We start from the raw sequence: 23,301 nt of genomic DNA on the forward strand, positions 1-23,301 counted from the left end.
GACTCAGCCCAGTGCCTCGTCCAGCAGCGCCGCCCACTGCGCCACGACCCTTCGGCGCCGGGCGGTGTCGTCGGTGAGGACGTTGGCCAGGCCGAGGCCGCGGGCCATGTCGAGGAGGCCCTGGACCGTTTCGCGCACGCCGGGCTCCGTCTCGTCGGCGGCGAGGAGTTCGACGGCGATGCGGTGGGTCTCGCGGCCGACGCGGGCTTCGAGTTCGGTGACGCGGGGGCGGAGCTGCTCCTCGTTGGACGCGGCGACCCAGAGCTGGAGCGCGGCGCGGAAGAGCGGGCCCGTGTAGAGGTCGACGAGGGCCGCCACGACGGCCGTGCGGCCTTGGACGGGCAGGGCGCGCAGGGCGGCGGAGCGTTCCTCGGCGACGTATTCGACGGCCGCGGTGAACAGGTCCTCGCGGGTCGGGAAGTGGTGCTGGGCGGCGCCGCGCGAGACGCCGGCGCGTTCGGCGACGACGGAGACCGTGGAGCCGGCCCAGCCGTGTTCGGCGAGGCAGGCGACCGCGGCTTCGAGGAGCCGTCGGCGGGTGGCGCGGCTGCGGTCCTGCTTGGGGGTCCGGTCGGTGGAGGGCGTCACAACACCCATGCGGGGTCCCGTCGTTCGAGAAAGGCCGTCATCCCTTCCCGGGCCTCGGCGGAGGCGAAGAGTGCTGCCGAGCGGGCGATGAGGTCTTCGGCGTACTGGTCGAAACTCCTCAGCACAGTAGCCGTGACCAGCTCCTTCGATGCCGCCAGCCCCTGCGGTGAGGCCCTGCGCAGTCCGTCCAGTACGGGGACGAGCGCCTGGTCCACGTCCTGGGCGGCGAGGGTGATCAGGCCGATGCGGGCCGCTTCGGCCGCGTCGAAGCGTTCTCCGGTGAGGTAGTAGCGGGCGGCGGCGCGCGGGTCGGTGCGCGGCAGCAGCGGCAGGGAGATGACGGCGGGCGCGAGGCCGAGCCGGGACTCGGTGAGGGCGAACGACGCGCCGGGGCCGGCGACGGAGATGTCGCAGGCCCCCAGCAGCCCGAGGCCGCCCGCCCGGACATGCCCCGTGACCCGGGCGACGACGGGCTTGGGCAGCGCGACGATCTGCCGCATCAGCGCCACGAAGGCCGCCGGGTCGGGCGGTCCGGTCAGGTCCGCGCCCGCGCAGAACGCGGTGCCGGTGTGGGTGAGGACGACGGCCCGTACCGCGTCGTCGGCCGCGCACGCCTCCAGGGCGGTGGAGAGTTCGCCGACCAGCCGCGCGGAGAGCGCGTTGCGGTTGGCCGGTGAGTCGAGGGTGAGTGTGGTGATGCCCCGGTCGTGGGCGGGTGGGGCGAGCGGCGGTGCCATGGGCCGGTCCTGCCTTTCAGGCACGGGGCTTCCCCTCGTGGGGCTGGTCCCGGTCGCGCAGTTCGCGCCGGAGGATCTTTCCCGAGGCCGCGCGCGGTACCGCGCCGATGAATTCGACCTGCCGGATCTTCTTGTACGGGGCGACGCGCCCGGCGACGTACGCCATGACGCCGTCCGCCGTGAGGTTCTCGCCCGCCGCGGAGCTCCGGCGGACCAGGTAGGCCCTGGGGATCTCGTTGCCGTCGGCGTCGGGCACTCCGACGACGGCGGCGTCCGCGATCCCTTCGTGGCCGAGCAGCAGTGCTTCGAGTTCGGCGGGGGCGACCTGGTAGCCCTTGTACTTGATGAGTTCCTTCACCCGGTCGACGACGAAGAGCCAGCCGTCGGCGTCGACGTGCCCGATGTCGCCGGTGTGCACCCAGCCGTCGGCGTCGATCATGTCGGCGGTGGCTTCGGGGCGGCCGAGGTAGCCCTTCATCACCTGCGGTCCGCGGATCAGGATCTCGCCGTCGGTGCCGACCGGGGCGTCCTCGGCCCCGCGGTCCAGGGCGGTGATCCGCATCTCGGTGCTGGGCAGGAGCCTGCCCACGGCGCCGGGCGGCGGGTTCTCGGCGGCGAGCGGGACGACGTGCGTGCCGGGCGAGAGTTCCGTCATGCCGTACGCCTGGCGCACGGGCGGCAGCCCCAGGCGCCGGGAGCAGGCGGCGGCGAGCTCGGCGTCGAGCGGGGCGGCGGCGCTGACGACGTACTCCAGCGACGACAGGTCGTACTGGGCGACCGCGGGGTGCTTCGCCAGCGCGAGGACGATCGGCGGGGCCACGTACAGGCCGCTGATGCGGTGCTTCTCGATCGCGGCGAGGAACTGGACGAGGTCGAAGCGCGGCAGTACGACGACGGTGGCGCCCATCCGCAGCGGGGCGTTCATCAGGGCGGTGAGCCCGTAGATGTGGAAGAAGGGGAGCACGGCCAGGATGCGGTGGCCGGGGCCCATGGGGATGAAGGGGCGCAGCTGCTCCAGGTTGGTGGCCATGGAGCGGTGGGTGAGCATGACGCCCTTGGGGGTTCCGGTGGTGCCGGAGGAGTACGGCAGGGCGGCGACGTCCTCTCCCGGGTCGACGGCGACGCGGGGTTCGGGGGCGGTGGTGGCGAGCATGTCGAGTACGGAGGTGTGTCCCTCCGCCCGGTCGCAGACGAATATCTCCTCGACGCCGCCGACGAGTCCGGCCGCCCGGCGGGCCGCTTCGAGGAGCGGGGAGACGGTGACGATCCAGCGGGCGGAGGAGTCGCGGAGCTGTTTGGCGAACTCTTCCGCCGTGGCCAGCGGGTGGACGGTGGTGACGGTGGCGCCGGCCCGTGCCGCGCCGAAGAAGACCGCCGGGTAGGCGATGGTGTTGGGGCTGTGCAGGGCCAGTACGTCGCCCTTGCGCACTCCGGCGGCGGCGAGGGCGGCGGCGATCCTCCGGTGGAAGGCGTCGAGCTGCCGGTAGGTGAGGGTGGAGCTGTCGTCCGTCCCGTCGATCAGGGCGACCGTGTCGCCGAACGCCGCGGTGGCCCGCCCGAGGACCGCGTCGTGGATGGGCAGGTCGAGTGCCTCGACGGCGGGGTGGTCGCTGTGGAACACGTGCACCATGGCGGTAGGTCCCTTCGGAGCGGCGAGGGCTGCGCGAGGGGCAGCCGCGTCGTGGAGAGACGGACTGTCCCGTGTCAGTACGACTTGGGAAGTCCCAGGGACTGGTGGGACACGTAGTTCAGGATCATTTCCCGGCTGACGGGGGCGATCCGGGCGACGCGGGCCGCGGTGACCAGGGACGCGAGGCCGTATTCGCGGGTGAGGCCGTTGCCGCCGAGGGTGTGCACGGCCTGGTCGACGGCTTTGACGCAGGCTTCGCCCGCCGCGTATTTCGCCATGTTGGCGGCCTCGCCGGCACCGATGTCGTCGCCCTCGTCGTAGAGCCGGGCGGCCTTCTGCATCATCAGCCGGGCCAGTTCCAGTTCTATGTGGGCCTGGGCGAGGGGGTGGGCGATGGCCTGGTGGGAACCGATGGGTTCCTTCCACACCTGCCGGGTCTTCGCGTACTCGACGGCGCGGGCGAGCGCGTAGCGGCCCATGCCGATGCCGAACGCCGCGGTCATGACGCGTTCGGGGTTGAGCCCGGCGAAGAGCTGGAGGAGTCCGGCGTCCTCTTCGCCGACGAGGGCGTCGGCGGGCAGCCGTACGTCGTCGAGGACCAGCTCGAACTGCTTCTCCGGGGCCTGGAGTTCCATGTCGATCTGCGAGCGTCCGAAGCCGGGGGCGTCGCGCGGGACGATGAAGAGGCAGGGCTTGAGCCTGCCGGACCTGGCGTCCTCGGTCCGGCCGACGACGAGGGTGGCGTCGGCGATGTCGACACCGGAGACGAAGACCTTGCGCCCGGTGAGCAGCCAGTCCTCGCCGTCCCTGCGGGCAGTGGTGGTGATGCGGTGGGAGTTGGAGCCCGCGTCGGGTTCGGTGATGCCGAAGGCCATGGTGAGGCTGCCGTCGGCAAGGCCGGGGAGCCACTGCCGCTTCTGGGCACCGGTGCCGAAGCGGGCGATGACGGTGCCGCAGATCGCCGGGGAGACCACCATCATGAGCAGCGGGCTGCCCGCCGCGCCCAGCTCCTCCAGGACGAGGGAGAGTTCGGCCAGGCCGCCGCCTCCGCCGCCGTACTCCTCGGGGAGGTTCACACCGAGGTAGCCGAGCTTGGCGGCTTCGGCCCACAGCTCGCGCGGGTGGGATCCGTCGCGTACGACGGACGTCATGTAGTCCCGCCCGTAGCGCTTCCCGAGGGCGGCGACGGCTGCGCGCAGGGCCTGGTGCTCTTCGGTTTCGAGGACGGAGCTGCTCATGCGTTCTCCTCAGCGGGGTCTGCGGATTCGGGGTCCGCGGTTTCGGCGGCCGTGGGTGCTGCGGCGGCGTCCGTGGGTTCGGTCACGACCGCGAGCAGGGCGCCGACCTCCACCTGGAGGCCGGGTGCGGCGTGCAGTGCGGTGAGGATGCCGGAGGCGGGGGCGAGGATGCGGTGTTCCATCTTCATCGCCTCCAGCCAGATCAGCGGCTGCCCGGCCTCGACCGGCGCCCCGGCCCCGAGCCCGTCCGCGACGCGGACGACGGTGCCGGGCATGGGGGCGAGCAGGGAGCCGGGTTCGGTCCGGTCGGTGGGGTCGGTGAAGCGGGGCAGGGCGGTGAGGGTGTACGAGCCGGTGGCGGTGTCCACGTACACCGTGTCCCGGTGGACGGTGAGGTGGAAGTGGCGGGTGAGGGAGTCGGCTTCGAGGGTGACGTGGCCGGGGCGGACGGCGACGACCCGTTCTCCGGTCTCCGGGACGGGGCCGGTGCGCCCGGTGCGGTAGGCGGCCTCGTGTTCGGTGCCGCCGGGTTCGGCGCGGTAGCGCTTGACCTGGGGGCGCGAGGAGATGTTGCGCCAGGCCCCGAAGCGGGCGGGGCCGGGGCCGTCCTGCCGCGCGGCGGCGTCGGCGAGGGCGGCGGCCAGGGCGGCGAGGCGCAGGTCCGCCTCGTCCGGGGGTGCGGTGAGGGCGGCCAGATGGCGGTCGTAGAAGCCGGTGTCGAGGCGGGCGGCGCGGAAGTCGGGGTGGCGCAGGGACCGTACGAGCAGGTCGCGGTTGGTGACCGGACCGTGGATGCGGGCGCGTTCCAGGGCGCGGGCGAGGAGGCGTACGGCTTCGTTGCGGGTGGGGGCGTGGGCGACGACCTTGGCGAGCATCGGGTCGTAGTGCACGCCGATGGTGTCGCCGCCGGTGTACCCGGTGTCGAGGCGCAGTCCGGGTTCGTCCGGTACCTCCAGGGTGAGCAGCGGACCGGTCTGCGGCTGCCAGTCGCGGGCGGGGTCCTCGGCGTAGAGCCGGGCCTCGACGGCGTGGCCGCGCGGCTCGGGGGGCGCGGGGGCGGGCAGCGGTTCGCCTTCCGCGACGCGCAGTTGCAGGGCGACGAGGTCGAGCCCGAAGACCGCTTCGGTGACGGGGTGTTCGACCTGGAGGCGGGTGTTCATCTCCAGGAAGTACGGCCGCCCGTCGGCTCCGAGGAGGAACTCGACGGTGCCCGCGCCCCGGTAGCCGACCGCGCGGGCGGCGGTCACGGCGGCCTCGTGCAGCCGGGCCCGCAGCGCGTCGCCGAGTCCGGGTGCGGGGGCCTCCTCGACGACCTTCTGGTGGCGCCGCTGGAGCGAGCAGTCCCGGGTGCCGAGCGCCCAGACCGCGCCGTGCCCGTCGGCCATGACCTGGACCTCGACGTGCCGGCCGCGCTCCACGTACGGCTCCGCGAACACCTCGCCGTCCCCGAAGGCGGCAGCGGCCTCGGCGGAGGCCGCCGTCAACTCACCTGGCAGGTCGGCGAGTTCACGTACGATCCGCATCCCGCGACCGCCCCCGCCCGCCGCCGCCTTCAGCAGCAGCGGCAGGTCGCCGACGCCGGCCTTCCCGGGGTCGACGGGCGCGAGCAGCGGAACCCCGGCGGCGGCCATCAGCTCCTTGGCGCGGGTCTTGGACGCCATCAGCTCGACGGCCTCGGCCGGCGGCCCCACCCACACGAGTCCGGCGTCCCGCACGGACCGGGCGAACGCGGCGTTCTCGGAGAGGAAGCCGTACCCGGGGTGGACGGCGTCGGCGCCCGCCGCGAGCGCGGCGCGTACGACGAGATCGCCGCGCAGATAGGTGTCCGACGGGGCGGCGCCCGGCAGCCGTACGGCGGTGTCCGCCTCCCGTACGTGGAGCGCGTCGGCGTCCGCGTCGGAGTACACGGCGACGGTGGCGATGCCCAGTGCGCGGCAGGTGCGGAAGATCCGGCAGGCGATCTCGCCCCGGTTGGCGACGAGCAGGGTGGAGATCGTGCTCGTCCCCCCGCCCGTCCCGGCCGCATCGGTCGCACCCGTCGCATCGGTCGCACCCGTCGCGTCCGTCGCGTCCGTCGCGTCCGTCGCGTCCGTCGCGTCCGTCGCGTCCGTCGCACCGACCGCATCGGCCGTCCGAGCCGCTCCCGTCGTCCGATCCGTCCGAGTCGTCTGATTCGTCTGAGTCGTCCCGGTCATCTGTGGCCTCACATCCGGAAGATTCCGAAGCCGCCACGGGTGCCTTCGACCGGGGCGGTGTGGATCGCGGACAGGCACATCCCGAGGACGGTCCTGGTGTCGCGCGGGTCGATGACCCCGTCGTCGTACAGCCGCCCGGACAGGAACATGGGCAGCGACTCGGACTCGATCTGCTGCTCCACCATCGCGCGCAGCCCGGCGTCGGCCTCGTCGTCATAGGGCCGGCCCTTCGCGGCGGCGGAGGCGCGGGCGACGAGGGACAGCACCCCGGCGAGCTGCTGCGGCCCCATGACGGCGGACTTGCTGCTGGGCCAGGCGAAGAGGAAGCGCGGGTCGTACGCCCGTCCGCACATGCCGTAGTGCCCGGCTCCGTACGAGGCGCCCATCAGCACGGACAGGTGCGGGACCCGGGAGTTCGACACCGCGTTGATCATCATCGCGCCGTGCTTGATGATGCCGCCCTGTTCGTACTCCTTGCCGACCATGTAGCCGGTGGTGTTGTGCAGGAAGAGCAGCGGAATGTCGCGCTGGTTGGCGAGCTGGATGAACTGCGTGGCCTTCTGCGACTCCTCGCTGAACAGCACGCCCTGCGCGTTGGCGACGATGCCGACGGGATAGCCGTGCAGTGCGGCCCACCCGGTCACCAGGCTGGTCCCGTAGAGCGGTTTGAACGCGTCGAAGTCGGAGCCGTCGACGAGCCGGGCGATCACCTCGCGCGGGTCGAAGGGCACCTTCAGGTCGCCGGGCACGATGCCGATCAGCTCGTCCTCGTCGTACTTCGGCGGTTCGGCGGGGCCCGGATCGGCGTGCGCCTTGCGCCAGTTGAGCCGGGCGACGATCCGGCGGGCCTGGCGCAGCGCGTCCTGCTCGTCGACGGCGAAGTGGTCGGCGAGCCCGGAGGTGCGGGCGTGCATCTCGGCGCCGCCGAGCGATTCGTCGTCGCTCTCCTCACCGGTCGCCATCTTCACCAGGGGCGGTCCGCCGAGGAAGACCTTGGACCGTTCCTTGATCATGACGGTGTGGTCGGACATGCCGGGGACGTACGCCCCACCGGCGGTCGAGTTCCCGAAGACGACGGCCACGGTCGGGATACCGGCCGCCGACAGCCGGGTGAGGTCGCGGAACAGCGCCCCGCCCGGGATGAAGATCTCCTTCTGCGAGGGGAGGTCGGCGCCGCCGGACTCGACGAGGCTGATGCAGGGCAGCCGGTTGGCGAAGGCGATCTCGTTCGCCCGCAGGGCCTTCTTCAGGGTCCAGGGGTTGGAGGCGCCGCCGCGTACGGTCGGGTCGTTGGCGGTGATCAGGCACTCCACGCCCGCCACCACCCCGATCCCGGTCACGAGCGAGGCGCCGACCGCGTACGCGGGGGCCTCGCTCCCCCAGGCGGCGAGCGGCGACAGCTCCAGGAACGGGGTGTCCTGGTCGATCAGCAGCTCGATCCGCTCACGGGCCAGGAGCTTGCCGCGCGAGCGGTGCCGCTCGACGTACTTCGCACCGCCGCCCGCCTGCGCCTTGGTGTGCTCGACGGCCAGCTCGTCGAGTTTCGCGAGCATGGCCGCACGGTTCGCGGCGTATTCGGGGCTCGCGGTGTCGAGTGCGGTGGGCAGGACGGTCATGCGTTCACCTCCGGTGCGTGGACGGCTTCCAGCAGCGCTACGGGGATGGCGAGGCACCGGGACCGCAGCCACTCCCCCACCGCCTTGGCCTGCGGATCGAACCGGTGCCGGCCGGCGACGCCCTCGCCGAGCAGCCCGTGGACCACGAAGTTCAGGGCGCGGAGGTTCGGCAGGACATGGCGTACGACGGTGAGGCCGGCGCTCTCCGGCAGCAGCTCCCGGAACCGCTCGACGGTCAGCTCGTGGGCCAGCCAGCGCCAGGCGTCGTCGCCGACGGCCCACACCCCCACGTTGGCGTCGCCGCCCTTGTCACCGCTGCGGGCGCCCGCGACCCGGCCGAGCGGGGCGGTCCGGGTGGGCCCGCCGGACGGCAGGGGTTCGGGCAGGGGCGGCTCCCCGACGTCCCGGAGGGGCCGCGTCTGTACGGGAGGTTCCTGCCGCACCCGCCGCCCGTCCGGGAGCACGGCCACGTGCGGGACGTCGCCCGCCGGTACGTACGCCGCCTCGAACACCCCGTACGGGGCGCCCTTTCCGGGTGGGGCGGTGACATGGAAGCCCGGGTAGCTGCCGAGCGCGAGCTCGACGGCGGCGCCGGAGACCACGCGCCCGACGGCCTCCGGGTCCCGGTCGCGGACGACGAGCCGCAGCAGCGCGCTCGCGGTCTCCTCGGTTCCGGCGTCGGCCCGGTCGGTGCGGGCCAGCTCCCAGCGCACGTCCCCCGGTCGGCTGCCGGATCGGGCGAGGGCGTCCGCGAACTGGTCCTGCACCAGCCGCGCCTTGGCCTCGATGTCGAGCCCGGTGAGTACGAAGACGACCTCGTTGCGCCAGCCGCCGAGCCGGTTCAGCCCGACCTTGAGGGTGGCGGGCGGGGCCTCGCCGCGCACACCGGAGATCCGTACCCGGTCGGGGCCCTCCTGGACCAGCCGTACCGTGTCGAGCCGGGCGGTGACGTCCGGTCCGGCGTACCGGGCGCCGCCGGTCTCGTACAGCAACTGGGCGGTGACGGTGCCGACATCGACGACGCCGCCCGTGCCGTCGTGCTTGGTGACGACGGACGAGCCGTCGGCGTGGATCTCGGCGACGGGGAAGCCGGGCCGCCGCAGGTCGTGGCCCCGGAAGAACGCGTAGTTCCCGCCGGTGGCCTGGGTTCCGCACTCCAGTACGTGGCCGGCGACGACGGCCCCGGCGAGCGCGTCGTGGTCCTCGGGCCCCCAGCCGAAGCGGGCGGCGGCGGGCCCGGTGACGAGGGCGGCGTCGGTGACCCTCCCGGTGACGACGACATCGGCGCCCCCGGTGAGGCAGGCGGCGATACCGGCGCCGCCGAGGTAGGCGTTGGCGGTGAGGTACCCCTCGGGCACGGGGCGGGCGTCGCCCTCCACATGGGCGACCCGCACCGGCACGCCCACCTTGTGCGCCAACTCCCGTACGGCGTCGGCGAGTCCGGCCGGATTGAGTCCTCCGGCATTGGCGACGATCTTCACCCCGCGCTCGTGGGCGAGCCCGAGGCCCTCTTCCAGCTGGCGCAGGAAGGTGGTGGCGTACCCGCGCGCGGGGTCCTTGAGCCGGCTCCGGCCGAGGATGAGCATGGTCAGTTCGGCCAGGTAGTCCCCGGTGAGGACGTCGAGGGGGCCGCCGGTGAGCATCTCGCGCACGGCGTCGAAGCGGTCGCCGTAGAACCCGGAGGCGTTGCCGATCCGCAGCGGCCCGGTCATGCGCCGCCGCCCCGTGGCGAGCGGCCGGGTCCGGGCGGCCCGGCGAACGCCTGGGCGATGTCGAGCCACTGGTCGGCGTCGGGCCCGGCGGCCCGGACAGCGAGGTCGTCGCGGTGGGCGCGCCGGGTGACCAGGAGGCAGAAGTCGAGCAGCGGCCCGGTGACGCGCTGCGGTGCGTCCTCGGCGCCGAACGCGATCGACTCGCCGTCGGGCGCCTTCAGTTCGACCCGGAACTCCTCCCCGGGCACGGCGATCCCCCGCACCAGGTAGGCGTAGTCCCTGGCCCGCACCCCGATCCGGGCGACGTGCCGCAGCCGGGCGGTGGGGGTCCTGGTGACGCCGAGGGCGTCGGCGATGTCCTGGCCGTGCGCCCAGGTCTCCATGATCCGGGCGGTCGCCATCGAAGCGACGCTCATCGGCGGCCCGTACCAGGGGATGCGCACCCCGGCCGGAGCGTCCCGCAACACCGCCTCCAGCCGCCCCCGCCCGTCCCGCCACCGCGCGAGCAGCGCGTCGGGCGCCAGTGCGGCCAGCCCCTCGGCCCCCTGGTCGACGAAGGATTCGGGCGCCTCCAGGGCCTTGGCCACCTCCCCGGCGAAGGCGTCGGCATCGGTGGCGGCCAGCAGCGCGACCTCGTCGGTCCAGGTGAGATGGGCGATCTGGTGCGCGACACTCCAGCCCGGGGCGGGAGTCGCCGCACCCCATTGCCCGGCGCCCAACTCCCGGACGAGTACGTCGAGTTCCTGGCTCTCCTCGCGCAGATCGTCGATCACGGCGGCGACATCGGGCACGGTGCGCTCCCCTCGGGGCAAGGCGGTGTGCCCAGGAGCATGGCAGCGGACCTATAAACAAGCAAGCATGCTTGCATTATTTTCCACCCGCCACCGGGACAGGGACAGGGACAGGGACAGGCTGCGCGATCACCGCACCCGGCGCCACCCCCTCGCTGTCCAGGGCGAGTTCGAACCAGATGGTCTTGCCGCCCGGCTCATGAGCCCCTTCCCCCATCGCGCAGCCGCCCCACCGGTCGGCGACGAGATCGAGGAGCACCAGCCCTCGCCCCTTCTCGTCACCGTCCCGGGGCCTGGGACGGCGCAGCTCCGGCAGGTCGGGGCTCAGGTCGCGCACACTGACGCGGAGCACGGGGCAGAGCCAGTGAAGGCGGAGGGTGATCCGCCCCTTGGTGTAGCGCACGGAGTTGGTGGTCAGCTCGGACGCCAACAACTCGGCCCGATAGGTCAGTTCGGTGAGCCCGTGTGCCATGAGGACCGCCCGCATGGTGGTGCGCGCGATACGCGGCCCTCTCGGGTCGCACGGGAAACCGAGTTCGTAACGCCACGGTTCGTCGAACGAGAGGGGGACGGGGTCGGAGTTCGGCTGCGAGGGGGAATTCACGTGGCACCTCCTGGGTGCGCTGCGCGGCAGGAACGGTTGCGGTGCGACCACGCGGTGCGGTCGGCGGTGGCAATGCCGTGCCCTTGACGGGGGACGGTGCGCTTCCGCCGGTACGGGTCGAGTGGCGCGGGACACAAGCTAGAGCATCCCCACTCACATGTGAGTCAATTTCCACGAACGAGTGAGCACTTGAGTGACTCATTGGTCTTCATCGGCCCGCGCTGCAAGACTGACTGCGCGCTTGAGAGAGGATCCATGGCTCCACGAAATGCCCCGACCGGCCGCCAGCGTCGCCTCGCGACCGAGATGCGTCGCATGCGCGAGCAAGCCGGTCTGTCCGTCGGGGAAGCGGCCGCCCTGCTCGGTGCGGACCGAACGATGGTCTCCAACATCGAGGCGGGCCGCACCGGCCTCAGTGACGAACGCGTCCGGCAGATCGCATGCTTCTACAAGTGTCCGGACGCCTCACTGGTCGGTGCGCTGGCCGCCATGGCCAAGGGACGCCGGAGTCGGCAGTGGTGGGACGAGTACCGCGGCAAACTGCCCGACGGACACCTCGACGTGTCCGAGATCGAGCACCACGCCACCCGGATCAGAACGGCCCAGACCGTTCATCTGCCGGGGCTGTTCCAGACCGAGGACCACGCTCGCGCCATCTTCGATCTCGGCGTACCACCGCTCCGCCGTCTCGACGTCGAGCTACGCGTCGCGCACCGGATGGGCCGCCAGTCCGTCGTCAGCGGCGAGAACCCGACTCCGTACCTGGGAATCATTCACGAGGCTGCCCTGCGCCTGGAATTCGGAGGCCGCGAAGTGGCTCGCAAGCAGCTGAACCACCTGGCCGAAGCCGCCGATCAGCCCCATGTGACGCTCCTCGTCATCCCGTTCGGCGCCGGAGCATTCCACGGCGCCGGGCAGTCCGTCCTCTACGCCGAAGGGGCCGTTCAGGCGCTGGACACCGTGCAACTGGACACGGCCATGGGCGCGCACTTCGTGGACGCCCCGACACCGCTGGCCAACTACCGCACACTGCTCGACCTCATGGAAGGGTCGGCCCTGCCTCACCGCGAGTCACAGGACTTCATCCGTGCCATCGCGCGCGAACTATGAGAGGACACCCATGAAGGAAGACAGCTGGCAGCGTTCGTCCTACTGCGCGGGCGGCGGCAACAACTGCGTAGAAGTCGCCACCCCGGCCCCCCACCGCGTCGCCCTCCGTGACAGCACCCGCCCGGCCCGGGTCGTCACCACCGGACGGACCGCGTTCCACGCGTTGATATCCGGCATCTGCACGGACGAGATATGAGCACCGGGCCATGGGCACGATAGAGATCCGTCACCGCCGCGACGGCGACATGGAGGCGTGCGTCGGCGCGCTGGCGACCGTGCACGAGGCAGACCGCTACCCGGCCCGGTGGCCGGCCGACCCGGGGGGCTGGCTGACGCCCCATGGGCTGCTCGACGCCTGGGTGGCCGTGGACGGTCCGACGGTGCTGGGGCATGTGGCGCTCACGCGTACGGAGGAGGTTCTGGCGAAGGAGGCCGGTCTGCCCGTGGCCGGACTGGCGTCGGTCGCCCGGCTCTTCGCGCGCTCCGAGGCACGCCGCCGCGGGGTGGCGAGCGCGTTGCTCGACACGGTGAGGGCGGCGGCGGCAGCGGACGGTGTGCGGCTCGTCCTGGAGGCCGAGGAGGGCGGGGCGGCCGCCGTCGCGTTCTACGAGCGTGCCGGGTGGCGCTACCTCGGCAGCCGCACCGACGACTGGACCACGGCCGACGGGCGTGCGGCCCGGATGCGTGCGTACATGGCCCCCGCCGGCCCGGTCGGGGAGCCCTCCGCGATCCGGTGATCCGTTCCGCCGCCGCTCATGGGGCCCGGTGGATACGGGCGGCCAGGGCGTCGGGCGAACGGGCCGCGTGCGCGCGGCTACTCAGGCGCGGTCGCGGCTCTTCCCGCCCCGCACCTGGCTGCGTACCGCGCCCATGCTCGCCCCGATGACCAGGGCGATGGCCAGGGCGTCCGTCGTGGAGAGGGCCTGGTCGAGGACGAGGAAGCCGGCGGTGGCCGCGATCGCCGGTTCCAGGCTCATCAGGATCGCGAAGGTGGGCGCGGGCAGACGGCGCAGCGCCATGAGTTCGAGGGTGTACGGGAGGACCGAGCTCAGCAGCGCGACCGCCGCGCCCATGCCCAGCGTGGACGGGACCAGCAGTTTCGAGCCCGACTCCAGGATGCCGAGGGGCAGCGAGAGCAGCGCGGCGACCACCAGGGCCAAGGCCAGGCCGTCCGCCTGGGGGAAGCGGCGGCCGGTGCGGGCGCTGAAGAGGATGTACGTCGCCCACATGACGCCCGCGCCCAGTGCGTACGCGGCGCCCACCGGATCGAGACGGTCGAAGCCGCCCCCGCTGAGCAGCACGACCCCGCCCAGCGCGAGGCCCGCCCACACCAGGTTGATCAGGCGGCGGGAGGCGATCACCGAGAGGGCCAGCGGGCCCAGCACCTCCAGGGTGACGGCCGCGCCCAGCGGGATCCGGTCGGCGGCCTGGTAGAAGAGCGTGTTCATGCCGCCCATGGCCACCCCGAACGCGAGGACCGTGCCCCAGTCGGCGCGCGAATGGCCGCGCAGCTTCGGGCGGCAGACGGCCATCAGGACGAGCGCGGCGACGGCCAGGCGCAGGGTGACCACCCCGAGCGCTCCGGCCCGCGGCATCAGCAGGACCGCGATCGCGGAGCCGAACTGGACGGAGAGCCCACCCGCGACCACCAGCGCGACCGGGGCGAGCGCCGCCCTCCGGCCGCCGGGGCGCGCGGGACCTCCCGCGCCGCCCAGGGCGGACACCGCCTCCGGCACGGCGACGGCTGCGGCCTGCTCCGTGGCCGCCGCGGCCGCTGCGGCACTGCGCTGGTCGTTCACCTGCGGTGTCCCTCCCGATCCGAGAGTGCAACTCAATGCACTGTTCGATTGAAGATACTGCACTTCGCTCGTGCGGTACGTCCTCTTACGGTAGGTACCTCCGCGTGCCACGTGAAATGTCGATCGAGCTCTGGTTATGCTCCCCGCGCATGAGCATCGGGCGTTCCGGGGAAAGTGCTGGTCGCGGTATCGAAGTGCGCCATCTGCGCGCCTTCCTCGCCGTCGCCGACGAGGGCAACGTCACCCGCGCCGCCGCCCGTCTCCGCCTCACCCAGCCCGTGGTCTCCCGCACGCTGGCCGCCCTGGAGCAGCGCCTCGGTGTCCGGCTCGTCGACCGGTCCACCCACCACCTCGCCCTCACCCCCGAAGGCGTCGCCTTCCGGGACAGGGCCGCCGCCGCGGTCGCCGCGTTCGACGAGGCGCTCGACCCCGGCGAACTGCGCCAGCGGCCGCTGCGGCTCGGGCACGCCTGGTCCGCGTTCGGCCCGTACACCACACCGCTGCTGCGCCGCTGGCAGGAGCGGTACCCGCGGACCCCGCTCGAACTGCTGCGGATCGACGACCGCACCGCCGGGCTCACCCGCGGCGAGGTCGATGCCGCGCTGCTGCGGGGGCCCGTCGAGGCACCGGGGCTCGTCACCGAGGTGCTGTTCGAGGAGGACCGGGTGGCGGCGATGGCGACGGACGGGCCGCTCGCACGGCACCCCACGCTCACTCTCGCCGACCTGACGGACAGCACCGTCGTCCTCAACACCGTCTCCGGCACGACCACCGTCGACCTGTGGCCGCCGGACACCCGGCCCGCCGCCACCCTCACCGTCGCCAACACCGACGACTGGCTGACCGCCATCGCGGCCGGGCGCGGCGTCGGGGTCTCCACCGCGTCCACCGCCGGAATGCACCCGCACTCCGGGGTCGCCTACCGCCCCCTCGTCGACGCCCCGCCCGTCCCGGTCCTGCTCGCCCGGCGCGACGCCCCCGGCCATCCCGCGCTGCCGAAGCTGGTCGCGCTCGCCCGCGAGATCGTGGCGCGGGACGCCGTGGAGTAGGGGAATTTCCGTGCGCCGTAGGCCAGTTGGGGTGCAGTGAAGGCCGCGCGAAGGCCGCACGGCCCGCCAGGGGGGCACACACCACCATGTCGAACGAAATCAGCGTCCACGGAACGGTCGCCGCGGGCTTCGAGGGCGTACGGGAGGAATTCGCCGCCGTACTCGCCGAGGGCACCGACGAGCCGGGGGCCCAGCTCGCCGCCCGTCTGGACGGCCGGCCGGTCGTCGACCTCTGGGCCGGGGACGGGATCGGGGGCGACTCACTTCCGGCGGTCTTCTCCTGCACCAAGGGCGCGGCCCACCTCGTGGTCGCCCTGCTGGTGCAGGACGGGGTGCTCGGTCTGGACCGTACGGTCGCCTCCTACTGGCCCGAGTTCGCGGCCGGGGGCAAGGACGCCCTGACTCTGCGGGAGCTGCTCGGGCACCGTTCCGGCGTGATCGGGGTGGAGGGCGGGATCCCGGACGAGGTACTGGCCGACGACCGGGCGCTCGCCGCCCTGCTGGCGGAACGCACGCCGTTCTGGGAGCCCGGCACGGCGTACGGGTACCACGGCACGGTGATCGGTGCGCTCACCGGTGAGGTCGTGCGCCGGGCCACCGGGCGGTCGATCCAGGAGCTGTACGAAGAGCGGATCCGGGCCCCGTACGGCCTCGACTTCTACCTGGGGCAGCCGGAGGAGCTCGAACCGCGCTACGTCGCCATCCGGCCCATGGCACCCACCCCGGAGCAGGAGGCGGCGCTCGCGGCGCACCCGGACGACCCGAAGAGTCTTCAGGCGATCTCCTTCAACCGCCCGACCGACTTCATCGCCTGGATCAACACCCCGTCCGTGCGGGCGCTCGGCTCGGCGTCGGTGGGCGGTGTGGGTTCGGCGCGCGGGCTGGCCGGGATGTACGCGGCCGCCATCTCGGAGGTGGACGGGCGGGCCCCGCTGCTCAAGCCGGAGACCCGGGAGGTGTTCGCCCGGCTGGGCCTGGCGGGCGTCGACCTGGTGACCGCCGAGGCGGACCACTTCGGTCTCGGCTTCGAGCGGCCGCAGATCCGGTATCCGTCCCTGGGCGAGGGGGCGTTCGGGCACTGCGGTGCGGCGGGGGCGCAGGCGTTCGCCGATCCGGCAAGCGGGGTCGCGTACGGGTACACGCGGCGCCGGTACGCGTTCCCGGGTGGCGCGGCGCCGGAGAACGAGCGGCTGGTGGCGGCGGTGCTGGAGGCTGCGGGGGCTTGACGAGGGGTGCGGGTGCGGCGGGCTTTCCTCTGCCCGCCGCACCCGCGTCCGCGGACAGAAGCGCTGCCCGATGTTGTACTCCCCTGCCATGATGTAGTAGTTCTTATACATGAGTGAGCAGGTGCATAACAGACTGGCGATGGTTCGCGCCGAGCGGAAGGTGTCGCGGCAGCGCCTGGCTGAGGCGGTGGGAGCGCATTACCAGACCATCGGCTACATCGAGCGGGGGCAGTACAACCCGAGCCTCGACCTGGCCCTGAGGATCGCGAACTTCTTCGAGCTGCCGGTGGAGGCGCTGTTCTCGCTCGAACCGTTCCGGCCGCTCACGGATGAGATCTACGGGAGGAAGACGTCATGACGACCAGGCCGCTGACGCGCTACGACCGCAGCATGCTGCGGCTCATGAACGACCGCCGCAGCCGACCGCTGTACGCCACGGCCGCCCGTCGGCACCTGGTCGTCGCCGCACACGTGGTGCTGACCGCGGCCATCGGCGGGCTCGTGGCCTACTTCTGCCTCACGGAGGGGCAGCCGATCTGGGGCGTCGTCGTCATGGCGGTGCTGTTCCTGCCGTGGATGGTCGCGACCGGGGCCATCAATGCGGCCACCCGTGGCCTGCTCGAACTGCGTGAACGAGCGCTGGACGAACGCCAATCCGCCGAACGCGCCCGGGTGCAAGCCCGCGCCCACCGGACGATGGCCCTGCTCCTTGCCGTGACTGCCGGTGGGCTGTTGACCGCGGGTGCGGCCGACGGCAATGCCCACACGGCGTATGCGGCACCGGTACTCGTCGCAGTCCTCGTAGTGCACTGGCTGATGCCGTTGTGGGTGGCCGGCCTGATGGCTCAGGACGATCCGCCCGAAGACGACAGCCCCGCGGCCTGACGCGTTCGCCTTGGCTCTCCGCGCCCCCGGCACGCGCGCTCCGTCCAGTACCGGCCGATGCCCCGGCCGATAAGAACATCGCCGGACCCGATCGTGCGGCGGTGGCAGGACGGCCCCACCAGGCGGTGCCCCTCTCGGAGATCGCGCAGATGGCCAGGAGCCCGATGGCCGCTCGGGCGAACACCGCCCGGACCGGACAGGGAGCAACTCCTGCTACCGTACGAGTGAGTGCAATGTGCAATCGAGGAGTGGCAGACGTGGCGGGTGAAGACGACATCTCCGGGTGAGATCCGGATGTGACCGGCCACCGGACAGCGCTCAGTAGTGCTGCCGGCGTGGCTGATTCGTCGTACCCCTTTTTCCCACACTGCCCAGGGCAGAGGTCTGCCCTTGATTCTTCGAGGTCGCTCCATGTCCGACGCTGCCATCATCTGCTCGAACCTCTCCTTCACCTGGCCTGACGACACCCCGGTCTTCACCGACCTGTCGTTCACCGTGGCCACCGGCCGCACGGGCCTGGTCGCACCCAACGGTTCCGGCAAGAGCACGCTGCTCAAGCTGATCGCCGGAGAACTCAAGCCCGCCACCGGCTCGGTTGCAATCAACGGGACGCTGGGCTACCTCCCACAGAGCCTCCCTCTGACCGGAAACCTCACGGTCGCCGAGGTGCTCGGCATCGCCGCGGTGATCCGAGCCCTGGACGCCGTCGAATCCGGGGACGTGAGCGAGGAACACTTCACCGCCATCGGTGACGACTGGGACATCGAAGAGCGCACCCGCGCCCAGCTCGACCGTCTCGGGCTGGGCGGCCTCGCTCTGGACCGGAGCCTGAGCACGCTCAGCGGCGGCCAGGTCGTCTCCCTCGGCCTCGCCGCCCAGCTGCTCAGGCGCCCCGACGTGCTGCTGCTCGACGAGCCGACCAACAACCTCGATCTGGAAGCCCGGCACAAGCTCTACGACGTGCTGGCGGACTTCAACGGCTGCCTGCTGCTGGTCAGCCACGACCGCGCGCTGCTCGACCGCATGGAACGTATCGCCGAACTCACCGGCGACGAACTGCGCTTCTACGGCGGGAACTTCACCGAGTACCAGGAGGCCGTGCGCGCCGAGCAGGAGGTCGCGGAGAAGAACATCCGCAACGCCGAGCAGGAGCTGAAGCGGGAGAAGCGGGAGCTGCAGCAGGCCCGCGAGCGCGCCGAACGCCGCCAGAGCAACGCCGCCCGCAACCTCAAGAACGCAGGGCTGCCCCGCATCTTCGCCGGCAACATGAAGCGCGGCGCGCAGGAATCCGCGGGCCGGGCCGGCCAGATGCACTCGTCCCGGGTCAGCGAGGCCAAGGCCCGGCTCGACGAGGCCGGACGCGCCCTGCGCGAGGAACAGCGCCTCACCCTTGAACTGCCCGACACCCAGGTGCCCGCTGGACGCAACCTCTTCCTCGGCGCGGGGATGCAGGTGCACCACGCCGGCCAGGCCGTGTTCGCCGACGGCGGCGTCAACCTGACCATCCGCGGCCCCGAGCGGATCGCCCTGACCGGGCCCAACGGTGCCGGAAAGACCACCCTGCTGCGGCTGATCACCGGCGATCTCGCGCCGGACAGCGGGGAGATCACGCGCAACGACGGCCGGATCGCCTATCTTTCGCAGCGCCTGGACCTGCTGGACCTGGACCGCACCGTGGCGGAGAATTTCGCCGTGTTCGCCCCCGAGCGGCCCGAGGCGGAGCGGATGAACCTGCTCGCCCGATTCCTCTTCCGGGGCGCCCGCGCGCACCTGCCGGTGGGGGTACTCTCCGGCGGTGAACGGCTGCGCGCCACCCTGGCCTGCGTGCTGTGCGCCGAACCGGCTCCCCATCTGCTCCTGCTCGACGAGCCGACCAACAACCTCGACCTGGTCAGTGCGGGCCAGCTCGAGAGCGCGCTCGACTCCTACCAGGGCGCGTTCATGGTGATCAGTCACGACGAGCAGTTCCTTGCCGAGATCGGGGTGAACCGCTGGCTGCGGCTCGCCGACGGAGCTCTCAAGGAGACCGGAGCCCCCGCAGTGTGAGTCGCCGACGTGTTGAGTGGCCCGCGTCCGAGGCCCTGTGCCCGGCGGGCCGACCATCGATCACGTTGGACGGTTCTCTGTGTCCCAGCCCGCTCTGCTCGCCCACGAACTCGTCCGCAACCTCGGGGGCCGACGGGTTCTCGACGGCGTCTCCCTGACCGCTTCCCCCGGCCATCGCATCGGTCTGATCGGGGAGAACGGTGTCGGCAAGTCCACCCTGCTGCGCGTATTGGCCGGCGTGGACCAACCCGACACAGGAAGCGTCTCGCGCCCCGGTGACATCGGCTTCCTGCACCAGGAAATGCCTTTCGAGGCCGCCTCGTCCATCACGGCCGTGCTGGACGAGGCGCTGCGCGAGGCCCGCGAGGACGTCACGGAGCTCGAACGGCTCGGCGAGGAACTCGCCCGTGCCCCCGAGGGCGCCCCCGGCCACCAGGAACTCCTCGACACCTACGGCAGGCGGCTTGAGCAGGCCCAGGACCGGGAGTCCTGGGATGCCGATCGCCGCGCGGCCCTGGTGCTCGACGGGCTGGGCCTCGGCGCGGTCGGGCACGACCGCACTCTCGGCTCCCTGTCCGGCGGACAGCGCGGCCGGCTCGCCCTGGCCGCGCTGCTTGTCCGACGGCCGTCGGCGCTGCTGCTGGACGAGCCGACCAACCACCTCGACGACGGCGCCGCCGCCTTCCTGGAGGAACAGATCCGGGGCCTGCCCGGAACGGTGGTGGCCGCCAGTCACGACCGGGCGTTTCTTGACGCTGTCTGCACCCACCTGGTCGACCTCGACCCGACGGCGGACGGCCCGGTCCGCTACGGCGGCAACTACAGCGCCTACCTGGGTGAGAAGCGCGCCGTGCGGGAGCGCTGGGAGCGGCGGTACGCCGAGGAGCAGGAGGAGTTGGAGGGACTACGTCACGCGGCGGGCGTGACGGCGCACCTGGTCGCGCCGGACCGGGGACGACAGGACAACGAGAAGATGGGCTACGGCCACCGGGCGGGCCGGGTACAGAACCAGATTTCCCGCCGGGTGCGCAATGCCACACGGCGGCTGGAGGAACTGGAGCGCACCCGGGTCGCCGAGCCGCCGCGCCCCCTGCGGTTCGCGGCCGGGGAACTGGCCGCGCGGGCGGAGGAAAGTGCGCCGTCCCTGGTGTCTCTGCGGGACGTACGGGTTTCCGGCCGACTCGCTCTGGACGCCCTGGAAGTGTCCGCAACCGACCGGCTGTTGGTCACGGGCAGCAACGGGGCGGGCAAGTCGACGCTGCTCGCCGTGCTCGCCGGACGACTTGCCGCCGAGGGCGAGGTACGCAGGCGGAGCCGACTGACGGTGGGGCTGCTCGCCCAGGACACCGTGTTCGACCGGGACGACCGCACGGTCCACGACACCTACGAGCTGTTGCTGGGGGCGACGCGGGCCGAGAAGGTGCCGCTGAGCTCGCTCGGTCTGATGCACGCGGCGGACTTGGGCAAACCCGTCGGCCGGCTGTCCGTCGGCCAGCGCCGGCGGCTCGCACTGGCCCTCCTGGTGGCCCGTCCGCCCCAGTTGCTGCTGCTCGACGAACCCACCAACCATCTCTCCCCGCGCCTGTGCGACGAACTGGAGGAGGCCCTGAGGACCGGCCCCGGCGCGATCGTCCTCGCGAGCCACGACCGCTGGCTTCGGCGACGTTGGCAGGGGCGCGAGATCCGGTTGGAGCCGGCCCGGTAACGCCCGGCCCGCGGTGTCGGTGTCGGTGTCGGCCACGCTCGTGAGTCTGCTGACGCTTCCCGCGACCAGTCGGTGATCAGCCCCGCCACCACTGGAACGAGTGGTGGCGGGGCTGCTGTGCCCGACGTTCGGGCGAGCCGCGGGCCGGGAAAGCCGGATGCGTTGCCGCAGGGGCTGGTCGCTGAGCCCCCGTGCTGCCGGCAGGCTGCGGAGGACGTCGTCCGAGGGGTGGGGTCAGTGCTGTGCGGCGACCATGCTCTCGATCTCCTTGAGCACGAGGTCGGGACGGTCCTTCGGGATGTCGTGGGAGCTGCCCTTGGCGGTGACGAGCGTTCGGCGGGGTCCGTCCTGGGCGAACGAGGTGGCCGCGTCCCGCCAGCGCTGGACGTCCTCGGGGGATCCGTCGAACGGGGTCTTCTCCGAGACGATGACCGTTGCCGGTACCGCGTCCGGCCACGTGGCCCTGTGGTAGGCCTGGTGCATCGGGACGTAGCTCTCCGCGGTGGAGATGAGCTGGCGGTTCTGCGGCTTGTCCGGGTCCTTCTTCGCCGCGTCGACCTGGGGCCGGCTGAGGGCTGCGAGGCGGGCGATCTCCTCGTCCGTGTAGAGCGGGGGCAGGCTGGCGTCGACGAGGACCGCACCGGAGAGCATCTTCGGGTTGTCCTTGGCGAAGTAGGTCGCTGTCTCGCCGGCCTGGGAGTGGGACACCAGGGTCACGTTCTTGGTGACGCCCAGCTGCTGGAGCCCCGACTTGAGATCACTGACGGCGCTCTCGACCTTCCACGGACCGGGCACCACGTCGCTCCTGCCGAGTCCGGGCCGGTCGTAGGTGATGACGGTGGCGCCGGTGGCCGCGTGGAGCTTGGGGACGAGGCCCTTCCAGTAGGAGGAATCCTCGCCGCCGCCCGCATCCAGGACGATGGTGGAGCCGTGGCCCTGTGTGACGTGGAAGGCCAGACGGTGACCGTCGTTGTCGATCATGTGCAGCCTTGTTTCGCCCGCCCGGCCGGTCCCCGGCGAGGCGGACGAGCCGGCCGACGACGAGGCCGAGTGCTCGGAGGTGGAGTCGTGGTCACTGCAGGCCGTGACGGCGCCGACAGTCAAGGCCAGCAGGGCGAGGGCCGACAGGGCCCGGTTTGCGGACCGGCGGTTGGGAAGGGTGCGAGACATCACTGATCCTTTGGTGACTGCGGGTGCTGTTGCGCCTGCGACAGCCATCCTTCGGCGAATCGGTTGATCACAGAAACCGGCTGGCACGCATGTCGGTGGGCATCTGAAGCCAGTACGCGCGGTGGGGTTAACCCCAAGTCCGGGATTCACCGGCGCGATCTGCCGGAGCGGTTCGCGCCGTGGAAGACGGTCCACGAGCGCCATCGGCTGTGATGCGAACCCATGCGTTCCGCCTCCGGAGTCGGCACGGACCGGCGTCTGACGTCCGCGCGGTGCCGTGGTGCTGCTCGTGCCGCCGCCCGCGCCGGTTCTGTGGGCCGTCGGTGGCAAGGCGGCCCGCGCCCGCTTGCGCCTGCGGCCGGGCTCCCGTACCGCGCTGAACAATCGCCTTGACCAAGACGTACGGACGCATCTCAGCGGACTGAGGGGAACCACCGACATGGACAGAGCGGGACGTCCGGATCGCAGAACTCTGCTCGTCGGCGGGCTCGTGGTCGCCTCGGCCGCACTGGCGGGGTGCTCATCGACGAGCGCCACTCCGTTGGCGACCGGCACCTCGCCGGAAGCCCGGCCGGCCACCCCCGCCGAGGCGCTCACGAGACTGATGGACGGCAACAAGCGCTGGGTGAGCGGAGACCTTCGGCATCCCGACCGCGATCCGAACCGGCGCGAGTTCGTGGCCCAGAAGCAGGAACCTTTCGGAGCGGTCCTCTCGTGCATCGACTCCCGGGTGCCGCCGGAACTCCTCTTCGACACCGGACTGGGTGACCTCTACGTGATGCGTACAGGCGGGGAGGCCGTCGGTCCGGTGGTCACGGGGTCCGTGGAGTACGGGCCCATGACGAGTGGCACTCCGCTCGTCGTGGTCCTCGGGCATCAGCGCTGCGGCGCCGTCGGGGCAGCGTACAAGTCCCTCCGTGACGGCAAGCCGTTGCCCGGCAACCTGGAGGCGATCGCCAAGGCCCTGCGGCCGGCGTACGAGCGGGCGGTCCGCGAAGGCGGCGCCGACCCGGTCGAGACCATGGCCCGCGCCCAGGTCGAGCTGACCGCGGCCGACCTGCGCTCCAACCACGACCTGGCCCCACTCGTGGGAAAGGGCGCCCTTGCCGTGGTCGGCGCCTACTACTACCTCGACAGCGGCAAGGTGGACGTCCTGGCCGGCGCCCCCGGTTGAACAACGGTGCGCCAACAGCCCCGCGC

At 72.2% G+C, this 23,301-nt stretch carries 21 protein-coding genes; 10 read left to right on the forward strand and 11 right to left on the reverse strand.

What is annotated here, in order from left to right; translation table 11 throughout:
* Window positions 1-3: 3 nt before the first annotated feature.
* From ACFVT1_RS02220 to ACFVT1_RS02260, 9 genes are all read right to left on the reverse strand, one after another.
* Window positions 4-597: a TetR/AcrR family transcriptional regulator gene (locus tag ACFVT1_RS02220; RefSeq protein ID WP_389791691.1), complete on the reverse strand. Its 594-nt coding sequence runs from the start codon at window positions 595-597 to the stop codon at window positions 4-6.
* Window positions 585-1,325, reverse strand: a complete 741-nt coding sequence (locus ACFVT1_RS02225; protein WP_389792233.1) for an enoyl-CoA hydratase family protein — start codon at window positions 1,323-1,325, stop codon at window positions 585-587. Before ACFVT1_RS02225 ends, ACFVT1_RS02220 begins: the two co-directional genes overlap by 13 nt.
* A 16-nt stretch (window positions 1,326-1,341) precedes the next feature.
* Window positions 1,342-2,955 (reverse strand): 4-coumarate--CoA ligase family protein, encoded by a 1,614-nt coding sequence (locus tag ACFVT1_RS02230; RefSeq protein ID WP_389791693.1) that lies wholly within the window; start codon window positions 2,953-2,955, stop codon window positions 1,342-1,344.
* 74 nt (window positions 2,956-3,029) lie between these two features.
* Window positions 3,030-4,193, reverse strand: a complete 1,164-nt coding sequence (locus ACFVT1_RS02235; RefSeq protein ID WP_389791695.1) for an acyl-CoA dehydrogenase family protein — start codon at window positions 4,191-4,193, stop codon at window positions 3,030-3,032.
* The gene (locus ACFVT1_RS02240) at window positions 4,190-6,388 is read right to left on the reverse strand and encodes an acetyl/propionyl/methylcrotonyl-CoA carboxylase subunit alpha (protein WP_389791697.1); all 2,199 of its coding nucleotides are present in this window, start codon (window positions 6,386-6,388) and stop codon (window positions 4,190-4,192) included. The genes ACFVT1_RS02235 and ACFVT1_RS02240 overlap by 4 nt, the downstream gene beginning before the upstream one ends.
* Before the next feature lie 8 nt (window positions 6,389-6,396).
* Window positions 6,397-8,004 (reverse strand): acyl-CoA carboxylase subunit beta, encoded by a 1,608-nt coding sequence (locus ACFVT1_RS02245; protein ID WP_389791699.1) that lies wholly within the window; start codon window positions 8,002-8,004, stop codon window positions 6,397-6,399.
* Window positions 8,001-9,716, reverse strand: coding sequence for an acyclic terpene utilization AtuA family protein (locus ACFVT1_RS02250; protein WP_389791701.1), 1,716 nt, complete (start codon window positions 9,714-9,716; stop codon window positions 8,001-8,003). The genes ACFVT1_RS02245 and ACFVT1_RS02250 overlap by 4 nt, the downstream gene beginning before the upstream one ends.
* Window positions 9,713-10,507, reverse strand: a complete 795-nt coding sequence (locus ACFVT1_RS02255) for a TIGR03084 family metal-binding protein (RefSeq protein WP_389791703.1) — start codon at window positions 10,505-10,507, stop codon at window positions 9,713-9,715. Before ACFVT1_RS02255 ends, ACFVT1_RS02250 begins: the two co-directional genes overlap by 4 nt.
* A gap of 76 nt (window positions 10,508-10,583) precedes the next feature.
* Complete coding sequence (locus tag ACFVT1_RS02260; protein WP_389791705.1) at window positions 10,584-11,111, reverse strand: ATP-binding protein; 528 nt, start codon at window positions 11,109-11,111, stop codon at window positions 10,584-10,586.
* A gap of 255 nt (window positions 11,112-11,366) precedes the next feature.
* On the opposite strand from ACFVT1_RS02260, the gene ACFVT1_RS02265 reads away from it, so the two are divergent.
* From ACFVT1_RS02265 to ACFVT1_RS02275, 3 genes are read left to right on the forward strand one after another with little or no spacing between them, the layout of a single operon-like run.
* Complete coding sequence (locus tag ACFVT1_RS02265) at window positions 11,367-12,221, forward strand: helix-turn-helix domain-containing protein (protein WP_389791707.1); 855 nt, start codon at window positions 11,367-11,369, stop codon at window positions 12,219-12,221.
* A 10-nt stretch (window positions 12,222-12,231) separates the two neighbouring features.
* A complete protein-coding gene (locus tag ACFVT1_RS02270; RefSeq protein ID WP_389791709.1) occupies window positions 12,232-12,417 on the forward strand; it encodes a DUF397 domain-containing protein in 186 nt (61 codons plus the stop codon).
* Window positions 12,418-12,427: 10 nt separating this feature from the next.
* Entirely contained in the window at window positions 12,428-12,958 is a 531-nt protein-coding gene (locus ACFVT1_RS02275) for a GNAT family N-acetyltransferase (protein ID WP_389791711.1), read from the forward strand.
* A gap of 81 nt (window positions 12,959-13,039) precedes the next feature.
* Here the strand turns inward: ACFVT1_RS02275 and ACFVT1_RS02280 are convergent, their stop codons facing one another.
* A complete protein-coding gene (locus ACFVT1_RS02280) occupies window positions 13,040-14,020 on the reverse strand; it encodes a DMT family transporter (RefSeq protein WP_389791713.1) in 981 nt (326 codons plus the stop codon).
* 149 nt (window positions 14,021-14,169) lie between these two features.
* Here ACFVT1_RS02280 and ACFVT1_RS02285 point away from each other — a divergent pair, with 149 nt between their 5' ends.
* The 6 genes from ACFVT1_RS02285 to ACFVT1_RS02310 all read left to right on the forward strand — a co-directional run bounded on the left by ACFVT1_RS02285 (window position 14,170) and on the right by ACFVT1_RS02310 (window position 20,931).
* Window positions 14,170-15,069 carry a LysR family transcriptional regulator gene (locus ACFVT1_RS02285; protein ID WP_389791715.1) on the forward strand — a complete coding sequence of 300 codons (900 nt, stop codon included), beginning with the start codon at window positions 14,170-14,172 and terminating at the stop codon, window positions 15,067-15,069.
* 86 nt (window positions 15,070-15,155) lie between these two features.
* Window positions 15,156-16,295, forward strand: coding sequence for a serine hydrolase domain-containing protein (locus tag ACFVT1_RS02290; RefSeq protein WP_389791717.1), 1,140 nt, complete (start codon window positions 15,156-15,158; stop codon window positions 16,293-16,295).
* A 109-nt stretch (window positions 16,296-16,404) separates the two neighbouring features.
* Complete coding sequence (locus ACFVT1_RS02295) at window positions 16,405-16,653, forward strand: helix-turn-helix transcriptional regulator (protein ID WP_389791719.1); 249 nt, start codon at window positions 16,405-16,407, stop codon at window positions 16,651-16,653.
* Window positions 16,650-17,180, forward strand: coding sequence for a hypothetical protein (locus tag ACFVT1_RS02300; RefSeq protein ID WP_389791721.1), 531 nt, complete (start codon window positions 16,650-16,652; stop codon window positions 17,178-17,180). Before ACFVT1_RS02295 ends, ACFVT1_RS02300 begins: the two co-directional genes overlap by 4 nt.
* A gap of 411 nt (window positions 17,181-17,591) precedes the next feature.
* Entirely contained in the window at window positions 17,592-19,226 is a 1,635-nt protein-coding gene (abc-f, locus tag ACFVT1_RS02305) for a ribosomal protection-like ABC-F family protein (RefSeq protein WP_389791722.1), read from the forward strand.
* A 79-nt stretch (window positions 19,227-19,305) separates the two neighbouring features.
* Window positions 19,306-20,931 (forward strand): ABC-F family ATP-binding cassette domain-containing protein, encoded by a 1,626-nt coding sequence (locus tag ACFVT1_RS02310; RefSeq protein ID WP_389791724.1) that lies wholly within the window; start codon window positions 19,306-19,308, stop codon window positions 20,929-20,931.
* Between the two features lie 234 nt (window positions 20,932-21,165).
* On the opposite strand, the gene ACFVT1_RS02315 is transcribed toward ACFVT1_RS02310, so the two are convergent.
* A complete protein-coding gene (locus ACFVT1_RS02315) occupies window positions 21,166-22,101 on the reverse strand; it encodes an alpha/beta fold hydrolase (protein ID WP_389791726.1) in 936 nt (311 codons plus the stop codon).
* Between the two features lie 439 nt (window positions 22,102-22,540).
* Between ACFVT1_RS02315 and ACFVT1_RS02320 the strand changes: the two genes are divergently transcribed.
* Complete coding sequence (locus tag ACFVT1_RS02320) at window positions 22,541-23,275, forward strand: carbonic anhydrase (protein ID WP_389791728.1); 735 nt, start codon at window positions 22,541-22,543, stop codon at window positions 23,273-23,275.
* Window positions 23,276-23,301: the final 26 nt, after the last annotated feature.

Origin of the sequence: Streptomyces sp. NPDC057963 (assembly GCF_042887155.1) — a bacterium.
In the GTDB taxonomy this organism is placed as follows: domain Bacteria; phylum Actinomycetota; class Actinomycetes; order Streptomycetales; family Streptomycetaceae; genus Streptomyces.